This window comes from uncultured Dysgonomonas sp. (assembly GCF_900079725.1).
Classification (GTDB): Bacteria; Bacteroidota; Bacteroidia; order Bacteroidales; family Dysgonomonadaceae; genus Dysgonomonas.
Genome location: NZ_LT599032.1, coordinates 1,445,483 through 1,460,958 on the forward strand (window position 1 = coordinate 1,445,483; position 15,476 = coordinate 1,460,958).

10 protein-coding genes are annotated in these 15,476 nt (G+C 39.9%); 9 read left to right on the forward strand and 1 reads right to left on the reverse strand.

Translation table 11 applies throughout. The annotated features are described in order from the left end of the window. Positions 1–96: 96 nt before the first annotated feature. Complete coding sequence (locus tag QZL88_RS06320) at positions 97–1,482, reverse strand: aspartate kinase (RefSeq protein ID WP_296939259.1); 1,386 nt, start codon at positions 1,480–1,482, stop codon at positions 97–99. A gap of 194 nt (positions 1,483–1,676) precedes the next feature. On the opposite strand from QZL88_RS06320, the gene QZL88_RS06325 reads away from it, so the two are divergent. The 9 genes from QZL88_RS06325 (at position 1,677) to QZL88_RS06365 (ending at position 15,414) form a co-directional block, all read left to right on the forward strand. Then, a complete protein-coding gene (locus QZL88_RS06325) occupies positions 1,677–4,130 on the forward strand; it encodes a DUF5686 and carboxypeptidase regulatory-like domain-containing protein (protein ID WP_296939260.1) in 2,454 nt (817 codons plus the stop codon). A gap of 149 nt (positions 4,131–4,279) precedes the next feature. Continuing rightward, on the forward strand, positions 4,280–5,188 hold the full coding sequence (gene menA / locus QZL88_RS06330) for a 1,4-dihydroxy-2-naphthoate octaprenyltransferase (RefSeq protein ID WP_296939262.1): 909 nt from the start codon (positions 4,280–4,282) through the stop codon (positions 5,186–5,188). Then, positions 5,185–5,676 carry a metallophosphoesterase family protein gene (locus QZL88_RS06335; RefSeq protein ID WP_296939264.1) on the forward strand — a complete coding sequence of 164 codons (492 nt, stop codon included), beginning with the start codon at positions 5,185–5,187 and terminating at the stop codon, positions 5,674–5,676. The genes menA and QZL88_RS06335 overlap by 4 nt, the downstream gene beginning before the upstream one ends. A gap of 120 nt (positions 5,677–5,796) precedes the next feature. Then, positions 5,797–8,166 carry an alpha-L-rhamnosidase N-terminal domain-containing protein gene (locus QZL88_RS06340; RefSeq protein WP_296939266.1) on the forward strand — a complete coding sequence of 790 codons (2,370 nt, stop codon included), beginning with the start codon at positions 5,797–5,799 and terminating at the stop codon, positions 8,164–8,166. 488 nt (positions 8,167–8,654) lie between these two features. Beyond that, entirely contained in the window at positions 8,655–9,209 is a 555-nt protein-coding gene (locus tag QZL88_RS06345; RefSeq protein ID WP_296939268.1) for a nucleotide exchange factor GrpE, read from the forward strand. Positions 9,210–9,225: 16 nt separating this feature from the next. Next, entirely contained in the window at positions 9,226–10,371 is a 1,146-nt protein-coding gene (dnaJ, locus tag QZL88_RS06350) for a molecular chaperone DnaJ (RefSeq protein ID WP_296939270.1), read from the forward strand. 175 nt (positions 10,372–10,546) lie between these two features. Further along, complete coding sequence (locus tag QZL88_RS06355) at positions 10,547–11,644, forward strand: Nif3-like dinuclear metal center hexameric protein (protein WP_291108476.1); 1,098 nt, start codon at positions 10,547–10,549, stop codon at positions 11,642–11,644. 124 nt (positions 11,645–11,768) lie between these two features. After that, the gene (locus tag QZL88_RS06360) at positions 11,769–12,524 is read left to right on the forward strand and encodes a C4-type zinc ribbon domain-containing protein (RefSeq protein WP_296939273.1); all 756 of its coding nucleotides are present in this window, start codon (positions 11,769–11,771) and stop codon (positions 12,522–12,524) included. A gap of 343 nt (positions 12,525–12,867) precedes the next feature. Next, positions 12,868–15,414 (forward strand): adenosylcobalamin-dependent ribonucleoside-diphosphate reductase, encoded by a 2,547-nt coding sequence (locus QZL88_RS06365; protein ID WP_296939274.1) that lies wholly within the window; start codon positions 12,868–12,870, stop codon positions 15,412–15,414. The last annotated feature ends 62 nt before the right edge of the window (positions 15,415–15,476 follow it).

Consider the following 15,476-nt stretch of genomic DNA (forward strand, 5'->3'; position numbering starts at 1 on the left):
ATTAAATCTGCAAAATATTCCATTATTCCAGCTAACAAAAATAGAATTAAAAATGATTCTACACAATTAAAAAATATAAAAAAAGTCTTATTAAATCTATTTATCTATGCATAATTCATCATTGAGCGCTATTACAGCGTCATTGTAAAATTCTCTTTTTATTACAAACTGCATATTTACCTGGCGTAACGACTGCCCGAAACTTTCTACATTAATACCCCTGTCAAACAATGCTTTTGCCGCTCTGTACAAAAATCCCGGCAATGCGATATTAGTACCCATAGCGCAAACCAAAGCAACCCGCTCTACAACTACCTGATAGAAATTCTGTTCTAGTTCGGCAATCAGTTCGCGCGATTTATAATTATCCCAGACAATGTTAGTTATGGAGTTAGCGTTAGTCGACTTCAGTATATAACTCACTCCATATTTGGCAAATATCTGCATTATTTTAAGGTCGAATCCTACTTCCCCTACCATCATAGGGTCATGCACTTCGATAGCCAATACCTTATTTGTACCGGAAACGATCTCTATTTTAGGTACTTCCGAAACATAATCCCTCGTTATCAAAGTACCGGGATGTTCCGGCTCAAATGTATTCTTTATACGGATATCTATATTAGCCAATTCCAATGGTTTAGCTGCCTTAGGATGAATTGCCTCCATACCAATATCGGCCAACTGGTCAGCTATAATATAATTCGTTCTTCCTACAGGAACTGTTTTTTCAACCCCCACAATATTAGGATCAGCACTCGAAAGGTGGTATTCTTTATGTATAATAGCCTCATTTGCATGGACCTCCACTGCTACTTTACTAAAAGTAACTTCGGTGTAACCCCGGTCGAAAGCACGCATAATTCCCTCTGTACCTTTAGTATATCCGGTAGTTATACATAAGTCTTTACTAAAGTCAATCCCTTTAAATGCTCTGTGAATCCGTTCATCAATAGTCAGTGGCAATGAGTCGTTAAACCCGCACAGATCTATAAACCGTGCCGATATACCATTATTATTGAGAATATTAACTGAATTCCACGCAGAATGCGCTTCTCCGAGTGATGCCAGGATTTCACGGGCTGCCAGACAAATATCATCTGCATTTACATAGCCGGACGCCATTACCTTGCTCAAGCTGTGCAACATGGTCTTGGCCTGCTTGATACGATAAGTGATGAACTCGCGAGCTTCGAGCTGATCGAGTCCTATTTCTTCAAAACCTTTGTTAATCAACAATAAGCGTTGGCACAGACTATCGAGCCCTATGCTATAATCACTGTTTTCGAGAAACTGTACATACACCCCAGGCTCACCCGTTTTTTTGTGTTCCAACAGCCAGTTGGTCACATTATTATACGCTGACACCACAAATATACGGTTATATAATTCGTCCGGTGTTCTTTTTCCTACAATCACGTTTTCCAGTACATCTTTAAACTGGGACATGGAGGTTCCGCCAATTTTCTCTACTGTAAGCATTTTATTATTTAAGACTTCAACTTTTTTTAAACTGCGCAAAAATAATAAAATTATCCTATTTTCTACTCATTTATAGAATATTGTCATCTTTTTATAACAAAAATTTAACCTTAAGTGAAAATGAGATGTTCAGATAATAATAATTCTGATATATTTGTAATCATTTTTAGTGATGTTAATTAACGAATATCCCGATGAAACATCTTCACGCCCTCATTCTCTTAACCTTATCTTTGGCATACATACCTGTATCTGCACAAAATTTCAAAGGTAAGATCACTGACAAGTCGGGAGAACCACTGTATGGAAGTTCCATATATATCAAGGAAGTAAATCAAGGACTGGTATGTAACGACAATGGATTTTATCAGACAAATCTCACGACCGGCAGTTACAATGTAGAATATAAATGCTTGGGTTTTAGAAGGGTGGAACGAAAAATACAAATAAGAGAAAATGAGACTCTCACTCTCGATATTATACTGGAAGAAAATCCATATACTCTGAAAGAAGTCACTGTCTCCAACAATGAAGACCCCGCCTACCCTATTATCAGAAAAGCGATAGAAAAGGCTCCTTTATATGCAGGAGCAATAAAAGAATACACAGCTGATGTATATATAAAAGGAAACGGGGAGATACTGAAAGTCGGCTCCCTGGTAGACAGATTGTCGAAAAATGCGGAAGGGATTAAATTATCGGAACTGCAAAACCAGATATTTGTACAGGAATCTTTTAATGAAGTACAATTCACCTCTCCGGATAAGTATAATCAAACTGTAAAAGCATTTTCGAGCAGTATACCCGACAATCTCGATGCAAAAGATGCGATGGGAGTCATACAATCATCCCTATATATGCCTAAGGCCGGTATGTTTATATCCCCGCTAAATCCTAAAGCCTTTACTTACTACAGATTCAGGTATGAAGGTTTCTTCGAAGACGGCGATGCAACCGTAAATAAAATAAAAATAGAGCCGAAAATGAAGGACCCCATACTATATAGCGGGTATATCTATATTGCAGACAATACATGGCACATTTATTCTGCCGAACTGACCAGTAATGTATATGGCGTAAAAGAAGAGCACACCATCACTTACCAGGAGCTGAAAGAGAATGCTTTTCTGCCTGTTTCTTATCTGATAAATTCAAACATAGACATTCTGGGGAATAAATTCACATTCAGTTATTATGCTTCACTGAAATACAAGGATATAGAGATTAATAAAGAAATATCAAAAGAACTTGCTGAAAAGAAAAAAACGAAGAAAAGAGATTTTGAGATAAAAAGAGATTCCCTTTATAAAACGGAATCAGACAGCCTTGCTACCAAGCGTGATTCTGTATATTGGGCAAACATACGCGTGATCCCATTGGAAGAGAGGGAAATAGTAAGCTATGTAAAAAAAGACTCTATACAGCAGCATCTCGATTCGGTACGTAAGGAATACCACAATTCGAAATTCTCTTTCATGGATATTTTCAGCGGAGGAAAAATAGGAGGAGATTCCACCCGCTTCACATTCAAGTTTGATGGCCTACTGCTCGGTGTACCTGAATATAACTTCGTTGACGGGTTATGGTTGGGACAGAAATTCGATTTAACAACCAAAATCGGAAAGAACAATAAACTAAGTATATCTCCTTACATATATTACACAACTTCGCGAAAAAGAATAGTTGGAGGTAGCGATATAAATCTGCTCTACTCGCGTATGAAGATGGGCGAACTGATAATTTCGGGAGGCTCTATGAGTGAAGATTTCAATCCTACAGGCATACACCGGTTTAATAATGCTACCAGTTCCCTGATCAGAGGAAAGAACTACAACCACTTTTATCAGAATGACTATATATCCGTATCCAACACTATAGAGCTGAGCCATGGGCTGACACTTATTACTGGCCTTGAAATAGCAAAACGCTCCGGCTTGTCAAATCATACTGATTATACCTGGGGCAAGAAAAGCTGGATAACTCCGAACATGTTTTCGGGTGACCGTTTCGACAAAACAGCCTATAATATAGGAATAAATTATATACCATATGTATATTATACAGTAAACGATGGGGTGAAAAGGTATCAAAAAATCACCTCTCCTGTGTTCTTCTTCAGATATAGCGAGGCTTTTGCTTCGTGGCAGACAAATAATTCGAAATATAGGAAATTAAGAGTCGGAATATATCAGCAACTCAGGTTAAGCGAATTCTCCCGTTTCAACTACCATATAGAAGGCGGTGGATTCTTAGGAAATAAAGATAAAATGCATTTTGCCGACTTCCAGCAGTTCAATACTTCCGATGTCACAGTCAATCTGAGGTCACCGTTTACTTCGTTTATGTTACTCGAAAACTATACTGCATCAACCAACAAACACTGGATAAAAGGGGAATTCAACTATGACAGTCACTATCTACTCTTAAAACGCCTACCTTTTCTGCAAGGCAAAATGTTCACAGAAAGCATTCATCTGAAAAATTTATATACCCCGGATATGAGGTTATATTCGGAAATAGGCTATTCCATTAATATTACCAGTCTTTTAAATTTCGGAGCATTTGCTTCTTTCAAAAAAGCTAAATATCAGGATTTCGGACTCCGTATCCTTTTCGATCTGGAAAGATCAAAGAAATTATTTAAGTAAGAAACAGTTTAAATTTTAGTCAATGAAGCATTTTGAATTTAAACAGATTCTAAAGATTGAAAGATATAGGGAAATTAAAAATTCATATTTGAAGCCTCCTCTATTTTATTTCTTGTAAATTTGTACCTCGTAAATTAGATTCTTAAATAATGGCTTCATTCAAATCGTGGATATCAGCACTCCGCCCCCGTACTCTGTTTCTGGCTGTGGCAACTGCACTATGTGGCAGTGGTATTGCATACAGTACCGGAAACTTCAGCTTTTCGGTATGTATACTCACTATGCTGATAGCAACCATCCTTCAGTTATTATCAAATATGGCAAACGATTTAGGTGATTACCAACATGGCACTGATATTACAGGTGAACGTGTAGGCCCGCAGCGCACAGTACAAAGCGGAGCTATCACCCCCGGACAAATGAAAAAAGCCATTATGATGGCAATTGGTGCAGCAGCAATTATTGGTATACTCCTTATATATATAGCACTCCAATTCATGAACTGGAAATTTATCATTCTATTTTTGATTCTGGGGGCTGCCAGCATTGTAGCAGCGATAAAATATACAGCAGGAAAGAATCCGTATGGATATAAAGGATTGGGCGACATATTCTCTTTTACTTTTTTCGGATTGGTATCGGTAGTCGGCACTTACTTTTTGCATACACATGTAGTTGATTTTATGCCGTGGCTTCCTGCAATTGGGCTGGGGCTGTTAACGATAGCAGTACTTAACCTGAACAATATGCGTGATATGGAGAATGATAAGAATTCAGGTAAAATAACGATCCCCGTGCGTATTGGCTTCAGAAATGCGAAGTACTACCATGCTTTCCTTACATTAGGTGCGCTTGCCTGTTTTACAGTATATTCTATTTTATATACAAGCCATTGGTATCAGTATCTCTATCTGCTGTGCTTCCTTATCTTTATCAAACTGCTGATAAACATATTTCATATCACTGAAAATCGTCTGCTCGACCCCTACCTCAAATATACATCTATGGGCACATTTGTTTTGTCCGTTTGTTTCATCATCTGTATCAATCTGCAATGAAAAAGATCGGTCTCTTATCCGACACCCATGGCTGGTGGGACGACAAATACGAAAAATATTTTGCCGAGTGTGACGAGATATGGCATGCAGGCGATATCGGCTCCATGGACCTTGCCCTGCGATTCGAAGCCTTTAAACCATTCCGGGCTGTATATGGAAATATCGATGACAGTAAAATACGGGCGGCATATCCCGAATTCTTGCGCTTCACGCTTGAAGGTGTCGATGTATTGATGACACACATAGGCGGTTATCCGGGAAAGTACGATCCACGGGCCCGCTCCATTCTATCCGCTAATCCGCCCAAGTTGTTTATCTGCGGGCATTCGCATATACTCAAGGTGATGTTCGACAAAAAGCTGAATTGCCTGCATATAAATCCCGGAGCAGCAGGCAAGTATGGTTTTCACAAAGTAAGGACATTGATACGCTTCGTGTTGAATGAAGGTAATATTTCAGATTTGGAAGTAATAGAGTTGAAGGATTGATTGATTTGTTCGAGAAATCTTAAAAATCAATATTCAAATGATTCGTATCATTTTACTCAATAGCTGAACCATGTAAATTTGTATATTTATGCTCTTTATTGAACCTTAAATATTAACCTCATGTTTCAACGATTTTATTTACTCTTGGCTATACTGGCCTTTGGATGCACAGTTTATGCACAAGAAATCAATCCCGAATTATTAAAACGCCACTGGACGGCAAGCTGGATCACTTGCCCTGATGCTCCCCAAAAAGATTATGGAGTGTTTCATTTCCGTAAACAAATCAATCTGGAGCAGGTTCCCAATAAATTTATCATACACATCTCGGCTGATAACCGTTACAGGCTGTTTGTCAACGGACAATCAGTATGCTTCGGCCCTGCCCGCGGCGATTTGGTAAACTGGTATTTCGAAACTGTCGATATAGCACCTTTTTTACAAAAGGGGAATAACACAATAGCATCTACTGTATGGAATATGGGAACATTGGCCCCTGTTGCACAAATATCTAATCAGACAGGATTCGTTATTCAGGGCGACAGTGACAAAGAACAGGCCATAAATACCAACAGTACATGGAAAGTGATACAAAATAAATCTTATTCACCATGCTCAACTGACAATGGAGAACGACTTCAGGCATATATGGTCATCGGGCCGGGCGACCACATAGATGCTTCAAAATACCCGTGGGGATGGGAACAGGCAGGATTTAATGACAGTAATTGGATTAATGCGGTTGGAGTGACGTCTCCATCGCCCTATGGCATAGGCACCGACAACCTGTGGCAACTCACCCCCCGCAACATTCCACTCATGGAAGAAAGCATGCAGCGCATGCAGAAAATAAGAAAGACAGACGGGGTAACTGTAACTGATAAATTCCTGCAAGGTACCAATCCGCTTAAAGTGCCTGCAAACACAAAAGTATCTATCCTCATCGATCAGGAAGTGAATACTACGGCATTTCCTATACTCTCGGTTACAGGCGGTAAAGGCTCATCTATACAATTAACTTATACGGAAGCATTATTGGACAAAAACTTACAAAAAGGAGACCGCAATAAGATAGAAGGATTATCTGTAATTGGCAACTACGACATCTTCCTGCCCGATGGAGGAACCAACAGACAGTTCGGTACATTATGGCTGCGCACCTACCGTTATATACAAATAGACATCTCCACAGCAGACGAAGCTTTGACTATCAATGACCTGTACGCTTACTTTACAGGTTACCCATTCGAACAAAAAGCCCAATTCTCTTCCAATGACAAATCGCTACAAGACATATGGAATGTAGGTTGGAGAACTGCACGTCTCTGCGCCGGAGAAACTTATTACGATTGTCCGTACTACGAGCAGTTACAATATCCGGGAGACACCCGTATTCAGGCTTTGATTTCACTTTATGTTACAGGTGACGACCGCCTGATGCGTAAAGCGATACTCGATTTTTACAATTCCAGAGTTCCTGATGGACTTACACAGGGACGTTATCCAAGCAGCCGACTACAAGTAATACCACCATACTCACTCTATTGGGTATCTATGATTTACGATTACTGGATGTACAGGCAGGACGATGCTTTTGTGGCACAGTTCCTTCCGGCAATAGATGCAATATTTGGCTGGTATGAAAACAATATGGATAAAGAAAGAGGAATGCTAGGGCCAATGACATGGTGGAACTTTACCGACTACACCGACAGATTCCCTAACGGGGTACCTCCGGGTGCAGATGACGGCAACTCTTCCGTCATTACCTTACATCTGGCTTATACCCTCAATCAGGCAGCTCAACTTTACAAACATTTTGGTAAAGAATGCGAAGCTGACCAATATACTAATCTGGCTACAGAATTAACAAAGGCAACATACAACCTCTGCTTCGATAAAACCCGGAACGAGATGGCTGACACCCCTGAGAAAAAGTCATTCAGCCAGCATGCGGGAATAATGGCCGTACTGAGTAATACTATTGCTGATAGTGAGAAACAATCGGTTATGAGAAACGTTGTGGATGACACCAGTCTGATACCTGTTACTTTTTATTACAGGTTCTATCTGACTCAGGCATTGAAAGCATCAGGGCTTGGCGATCTGTATTATCCGTCTCTTGACTATTGGCGCGACATGATAAAGATAGGATTAACCACCTTTGCCGAGAAGCCCGAGCCTGCACGCTCCGACTGTCATGCATGGAGTGCCAGCCCGCTTTATGACTATTTCGCTATCATCTGCGGTATCTCATCCGCGTCTCCTAACTATAAAACGGTGAAGATAGAACCTTCTCTTGGCGAACTCAAAGAAGTTTCAGCCTCTACACCTCATCCACAGGGAGAAATAAAAGTAGACCTGAAAAGACAAGGGCTAAAAGGTATCATGGGAACAGTGGAAATCCCATCCGGTATTACCGGTATATTTGTTTGGAATGGACAAACCATCCAACTAAATGGTGGGACACAAAAGATTGATTTAAAATAGACTCTTTTCTATAGTAAATATTATTCAGCTTAATGCCTTTGGTCAGGATTTTCCAATCTGGCTAAAGGCATTTTTATATATAAATTTATCTATGTATATAGCTATTGGCTATTAGCTTATAGTTCTTTGAAAAAAAATAATTAACAGATTTGTAAATTAGCATATTAGCAAATGAGTGATAAGTGTAACCTTTGTTACCTTTTAACATGTCGTAAGTCCTAAAAAATAAGTACTAGTTGAAGAACTGTATTTCTGTTTATTGTTTACTGTAAATAGTGTTACCTTTGTTACTTTTTTTATTTAACCCGAAAATATAAAGGAATCGTATGGAGTTTTTATAACCTCGCGGCATCAGTACATTAATTCTTGCAACTTTGGCAAGCCTTTTGCTGTAAATAAAATATATAATTAGACAACGGCAGATCACGCGATAAAGATTTGCCACATATCTTTTTATAATAAACTGTAAATAAAATAGATACTAAAATATGAAAGAGGAATTTACCGAAAAGGAGTTTGATAACGGACAGCCTGTAAAGGCTGATAATATGACAAATAATCAGCCTGAAGCAGCAGCAGAGACAGAGATAGGTGACAATCTGACTGACTGGGAGGCCAAATATAATGATTTGAATGATTCATATCTGCGTCTGAATGCAGAATTCGATAACTACCGTAAACGTACTTTGAAGGAAAAGTCTGAATTATTGAAATCAGGCAGTGAACGTGTCTTAATCGACATAATATCCGTTGTGGATGATTTTGAACGTGCTTTGGAAAATATATCCAAGACTGAAGATATAGAAGCTGTGAAAGAAGGAGTAGATCTGATTTATAGTAAATTCACCACCTTCCTAACAAGACACGGTGTAAAAGAAATAGAAACAATCGGGCATACTTTCGATACCGACAAACATGAAGCTATCACCACCGTTCCTGCACAGTCGGAAGAAGATAAAGACAAAATTGTAGACAGTGTTCAGAGAGGATATACGCTGGATGATAAAGTTATCCGTTATCCAAAAGTAATCGTTGCAAAATAAAAAAGAAGGCACCCCAATGGCAACCACAACAAAAAGAGATTATTACGAAGTACTGGAAGTTACCAAGACCGCAACTTTCGAAGAGATAAAAAAGGCTTACCGCAAAAAAGCAATTCAGTTCCATCCCGATAAAAATCCGGGCAACAGCGAGGCTGAAGAAAAATTTAAGGAAGCGGCAGAAGCATATGAAATACTAAGCGACGAGCAAAAACGTGCCAAATATGATAGATTCGGACACGAGGCTCCGGGCGGATTCGGCGGACATTCGGGCGGATTCTCCATGGACGACATCTTCTCTCAGTTCGGTGACATCTTCGGTGGTCATTTTGGTGGAGGCTTTGGAGGTTTTGGAGGGCAACGAGGCCCAAGGCAAAATCGCGGTTCGGATTTACGCGTGAAAGTTAAACTTACATTGAAAGACATAGCCCAGGGGGTTGAGAAAAAGATAAAAGTAAATAAATTTGTTGCCTGCTCACATTGTAGAGGTACAGGCGCGGATGGTGGTACTGCATACGAAACTTGCTCTACTTGTAAGGGTTCGGGAGTAGTAACCCGTGTAATGAATACTATCCTCGGGCAAATGCAAACACAAACGACTTGCCCTACCTGTAATGGAGAAGGTAAAAGCATCACCAAAAAATGTAACCATTGTGCAGGAGAGGGCATTGTTCGCGAAGAAGAAGTAATCTCCATCAATATACCTGCCGGGGTTGCCGAAGGAATGCAGCTATCGATGAGCGGCAAAGGAAACGCAGCACGTCACGGAGGTGTAAACGGTGACTTACTTATCCTTGTAGAAGAAGAGCAACATCCGGAACTGTTCAGAGACGACAACGATGTTGTTTATAACCTATTACTATCGGTGTCTACTGCGGCACTGGGGGGCAATGTGGTAGTACCGACAATAGACGGAAAGGTAAAAGTAACGATAGAGCCGGGAACACAGCCGGGCAAAGTACTTCGCCTGAAAAACAAAGGATTACCGAGCATCAACAGATATGGCACGGGAGACCTGCTTATAAATATAAGCGTATATATACCTGAAAATCTTACTGATAGCGAGAAATCAACATTAGGAGGACTCGAAAATTCACCAAATTTTCAGCCTAGCAAATCGGTGAAAGAAAAGATATTCAGTCATTTTAGAAAGATGTTTGATTGATAAAAAATCTGAAAGCAGTCTCTTATCGACTGCTTTCATTCGATAGAATCGGGTAATATTTAATGGTAGTTTTGAACCGTAATCAGTTTTTGCTGTTATCCTAATTGAAAAAATAAAGAGGTTTGTGACCTTAATATCCTGTAAAACTATAACTTTGAGGATCTAAATACGGGAGATCATGAAAATAAAGGAAATCTTACATACCATAGAACAACTCGCCCCGATACCATTGCAAGAAAGCTTTGATAACAGCGGTATCCAAATAGGAGATGTAAATCAGGAAGCTAAAGGCGCCGTAGTATGCATCGATGTAACCGAGGCAGTGATGGATGAAGCCATTGCTTTAGGATGCAATCTGATTATTTCACACCATCCACTCGCCTTCCGCAGCTTCAAATCTCTGACTGGGAAAAACTATGTAGAACGCTGTATGATTAAAGCCTGCAAGCACGATATTGTAGTTTATGCGGCACATACCAATCTGGACAACGCAGCGCAGGGAATCAACCATTATCTGGCAGAAATGCTCAACCTGCAACATGTGCGCATTCTCGATCCACAGAAGGGTAAATTGCTCAAGTTGGTCACTTTCGTTCCTCACTCGCATGCCGAACTTGTACGCAACACCTTATTCAACGTAGGGGCGGGGAATATAGGAAATTACGATTCATGTAGTTATAATGTATCAGGAGAAGGGACTTTCAAGGCAGGAGAGAACACCAACCCCTTCACCGGAGAGATAGGAGAACTGCATACCGAGCCGGAAGTACGGATTGAGATAATCCTTCCCATATATAAGCAATCGGAAGTAAAACGCGCACTGATAGCAGTGCACCCGTATGAAGAACCTGCATATGATTTCTATTTATTAGAGAATACATGGTCGCAGGCAGGAAGCGGAATAGTAGGCACATTACCCGAAGAGACAGAGGAAGAAGATTTCCTTTACCTACTGAAAGATACATTCCACCTGAAGACAATACAGCATTCTGCTTTAAGGGGTAAGCCTGTAAGAGATATAGCCATCTGTAGCGGAAGTGGATCGTTCCTGATACCGAAAGCAATATCATATAGTGCCGATGTATTTATTACAGGTGAGGCTAAGTATAACGATTATTATGATGTGGAAGATAAGATTCTGCTGGCAACAGTAGGACATTACGAGTCCGAAATTTTCACAAAGAATATATTTTTCGATATTATTTCAAAAAAATATCCTACCTTTGCGGTATATATGTCAGGATTTGATGTAAATCCTGTGAACTATTTGTAAATAAGCGGTGACATACTCCTGCTATTTACGGATGATGTAGTAAGAGAATAGCGGGATGCTGTTTGATTACTGCATTTTTTTATGATAATTATCTTCAATTATAACTTATATATTATATAAACTTATGGCTAAAAAGCAAGAAAAAGAGATCACTGTAGAGGAAAAGCTAAGAACGCTTTATGCCCTACAACAGAAATTATCTGAAATAGATAATATAAAGATTCTTCGCGGAGAACTTCCTCTGGAAGTAGCAGACCTCGAAGATGAAATCATCGGTCTGGAGACCCGTATCAAGAAATACGAAACTGAGCTGAAAGAAGCAGATACTGCAGTTTCTTTCCAAAAGCAGAAAGCAAAAGACAGCACACTGAAAATTGAAAAATACAAAGAACAATTGGATAATGTGCGTAATAACCGTGAATTTGACCACTTGAGCAAAGAAATCGAATTCGAAACACTGGAAATCGAATTATCAGAAAAACGCATTCGTGAATTTACTCAAGATTCCAAAAATTTGACAGAGCAAGTAGAAAAGAGTAAAACTTTCTTACAGGAGCGTTCTGCCGATCTGGGACAAAAGAAAGAAGAACTTGACAATATAGTATCCGAGACTAAACAACAGGAAGAACAACTCCGCGAAGAGGTTAAGGATATAGAGACAGAGGTTGAACCTCGTTTGCTGCAGGCATTCAAGCGTATTCGCAAAAGTGCCCGTAACGGTCTGGCCGTAGTATGTATCGAGCGCGGAGCTTGCGGAGGCTGTTTCAACAAAATACCACCTCAGAAACAAATGGATATTAAGATAGGCAAGAAAATCATTGTATGTGAATATTGCGGGCGTATCATGATTGACCCTGAACTAATTGGAGCTGCAGAATAATACAGGCTATTAAAAATAACTTATATAAGCAAAAAATCGGAAAGGTTAAATATAACTTTTCCGATTTTTTTTATCTATACATAGTGAACTTTGCTTTTTGTATCGTGTTATATATCTTATAGTTCAAATTTTAAAATGGAAAACTTTTTCTAAAAATAAAAAAATTAAACAGCTAGTAAACAGTATATTAAATTTTATTTTGGAAAACTTTTATTTTTGTTCAAAAAATATTGTTACAAAATTTGTTTCATCTTTCTGAATTGAGTAATATTGTACTGTGAAAAATATCGCAGACTTTTCGTCATAAAACAAAGACTGAAATAATCTAAAAAATATAAGACAAATGGCACAAAAGGTTTATACTTTTGATGAGGCATATAACGCCGCATTAACTTATTTTAACGGCGATGAACTCGCTGCAAAAGTATGGGTAAATAAGTATGCATTGAAAGATGCTGCAGGTAATATCTATGAGCGATCACCTGAAGATATGCACTGGCGTTTGGCTAATGAGATTGGACGCGTAGAGGCTAAATATGAAAAGGGATTGACAAATAAAGAATTGTATGATCTCTTCGATCATTTCAAATACATCGTGCCTCAAGGGAGCCCTATGACCGGTATCGGGAATGACTTTCAGATAGCTTCTTTATCAAATTGCTTTGTAATAGGTCTGAACGGGCCTTCAGATTCCTACGGAGCAATCATCCGCATCGATGAAGAACAGGTACAACTAATGAAGCGTCGTGGTGGTGTAGGCCATGACTTATCACATATACGCCCAAAAGGTTCTCCTGTCAAAAACTCGGCTTTGACATCTACCGGACTGGTGCCATTTATGGAAAGATATTCAAACTCGACCCGTGAAGTTGCTCAGGATGGACGCCGTGGTGCCCTTATGCTGAGTGTATCCATTAAGCATCCTGACTCTGAATCGTTCATCGACGCTAAAATGACCGAAGGAAAAGTTACAGGAGCGAACGTTTCGGTAAGGATAGACGATGCTTTCATGCAGGCTGTTGTAGACGGATCCAAATATACACAACAATATCCTATCGACTCTTCGAATCCCACTACAGTAAAAGATATTCAGGCTACGGAAGTTTGGAGAAAAATAGTTCATAATGCATGGAAATCAGCCGAGCCGGGAGTTCTTTTCTGGGATACTATTATCAAGGAATCTGTCCCTGATTGTTATGCAGACCTCGGGTTCAAGACTATTTCAACCAATCCTTGCGGCGAAATACCTCTTTGCCCCTACGACAGCTGCCGCCTGCTAGCGATCAATCTATATTCATATGTGGTAAACCCGTTCAAAGACGATGCCCATTTCGACTTCGAACTATTTTCGAAGCACGTTGGACTTGCACAACGTATTATGGATGATATCATTGATCTCGAAACCGAAAAGATTGACAAAATATTACAGAAAATAGATGACGATCCGGAAACAGACGAAGTAAGATGGCCTGAAAGACATCTTTGGGAGAAAATCCGCACAAAAACCCTTCAGGGGCGTCGTACCGGAGTGGGGATTACAGCTGAAGGAGATATGATTGCAGCTATGGGACTCCGCTATGGAACGGAAGAAGCTACTGCTTTTGCTGAAGAAGTACACCGTGTTCTGGCTATTGCAGCCTATCGTTCATCTGTAGAACTGGCTAAAGAGCGTGGCGCATTTGAGATATTTGACTTCAAACGTGAAAAGGAAAATCCGTTCATTAACCGTTTGGCTGAAGTTGATCCACAGCTAATCAAAGACATGGAGAAATACGGACGCCGTAATATAGCCTGTCTTACAGTTGCACCAACAGGAACCACCAGCTTGATGACACAGTCTACATCAGGTATCGAACCGGTATTTATGCCAGTATATAAACGACGTCGTAAAGTAAATCCGAATGATAAGGAAGTTCGTGTTGACTTCGTTGACGAAAATGGCGACTCATGGGAAGAATACATCGTATTCCACCATAAATTTGTAACATGGATGGAAAGCAAGGGTTATCCTACATCTAAAAAATACACGAATGAAGAGGTGGAGGCTATGGTAGCCGAATCACCATATTATAAAGCTACTTCAAACGATGTTGACTGGCTGCAAAAGGTAAAAATGCAAGGCCGTATCCAGAAATGGGTCGATCACTCCATCAGTGTAACGATCAATCTGCCATCTGATGTATCTGAAGATCTTGTCAATGATTTGTATATTGAAGCTTGGAAAAGCGGCTGTAAGGGTTGTACAGTTTACCGTGACGGTTCGCGTGCCGGAGTATTGGTTGCTGCCGACAATAAAAAAGAAGCTGAAGAAAATTGTGATGACTGCTACGAACGTCCTGAAATTCTACAGGAGCGCCCTCGTGAACTTGCTGCTGATGTTATTAAATTCCAGAACAATAAAGAAAAATGGATTGCGTTCATCGGATTACATAATGGACGCCCATACGAGATATTCACCGGATTGTCGGATGACGATGAAGGTCTGATGTTACCTAAGAATATCAATCACGGAACTATTATCAAGACATTAAATGATGAAGGAAGCCGTTCCTATGACTTCCAGTTCAAAAATAAGAGAGGGTACAAAACCACAATCGAGGGATTGAACGGCAAATTCAACCCTGAATTTTGGAACTATGCCAAACTTATCTCCGGTGTACTTCGCTATGGTATGCCTATCGATCAGGTTGTGAAACTGGTACAAGGCCTGGAGCTGAACAGCGAGACAATCAACACATGGAAAAATGGTGTGGAACGCGCCCTCAAAAAATACCTTCCGAGCGAAACTGAAGCTAAAGGCCAGAAATGCCCAGTGTGCGGACTGGAAACTTTAGTATATCAGGAAGGATGTATGAAATGTACAAACTGTGGAGCATCCAAATGTGGATAAATAACCCATAAGATAAACAGGATGCCCCGTTTTCTGAGAAAGCGGGGCATTTTTATTGACGA

Bases quoted from the DNA above. Each gene is read 5' to 3' on its own strand.
- QZL88_RS06320 (WP_296939259.1), bottom strand. From the start codon at position 1,482: ATGCTTACAGTAGAGAAAATTGGCGGAACCTCCATGTCCCAGTTTAAA.
- QZL88_RS06325 (WP_296939260.1), top strand. From the start codon at position 1,677: ATGAAACATCTTCACGCCCTCATTCTCTTAACCTTATCTTTGGCATAC.
- menA (WP_296939262.1), top strand. From the start codon at position 4,280: ATGGCTTCATTCAAATCGTGGATATCAGCACTCCGCCCCCGTACTCTG.
- QZL88_RS06335 (WP_296939264.1), top strand. From the start codon at position 5,185: ATGAAAAAGATCGGTCTCTTATCCGACACCCATGGCTGGTGGGACGAC.
- QZL88_RS06340 (WP_296939266.1), top strand. From the start codon at position 5,797: ATGTTTCAACGATTTTATTTACTCTTGGCTATACTGGCCTTTGGATGC.
- QZL88_RS06345 (WP_296939268.1), top strand. From the start codon at position 8,655: ATGAAAGAGGAATTTACCGAAAAGGAGTTTGATAACGGACAGCCTGTA.
- dnaJ (WP_296939270.1), top strand. From the start codon at position 9,226: ATGGCAACCACAACAAAAAGAGATTATTACGAAGTACTGGAAGTTACC.
- QZL88_RS06360 (WP_296939273.1), top strand. From the start codon at position 11,769: ATGGCTAAAAAGCAAGAAAAAGAGATCACTGTAGAGGAAAAGCTAAGA.
- QZL88_RS06365 (WP_296939274.1), top strand. From the start codon at position 12,868: ATGGCACAAAAGGTTTATACTTTTGATGAGGCATATAACGCCGCATTA.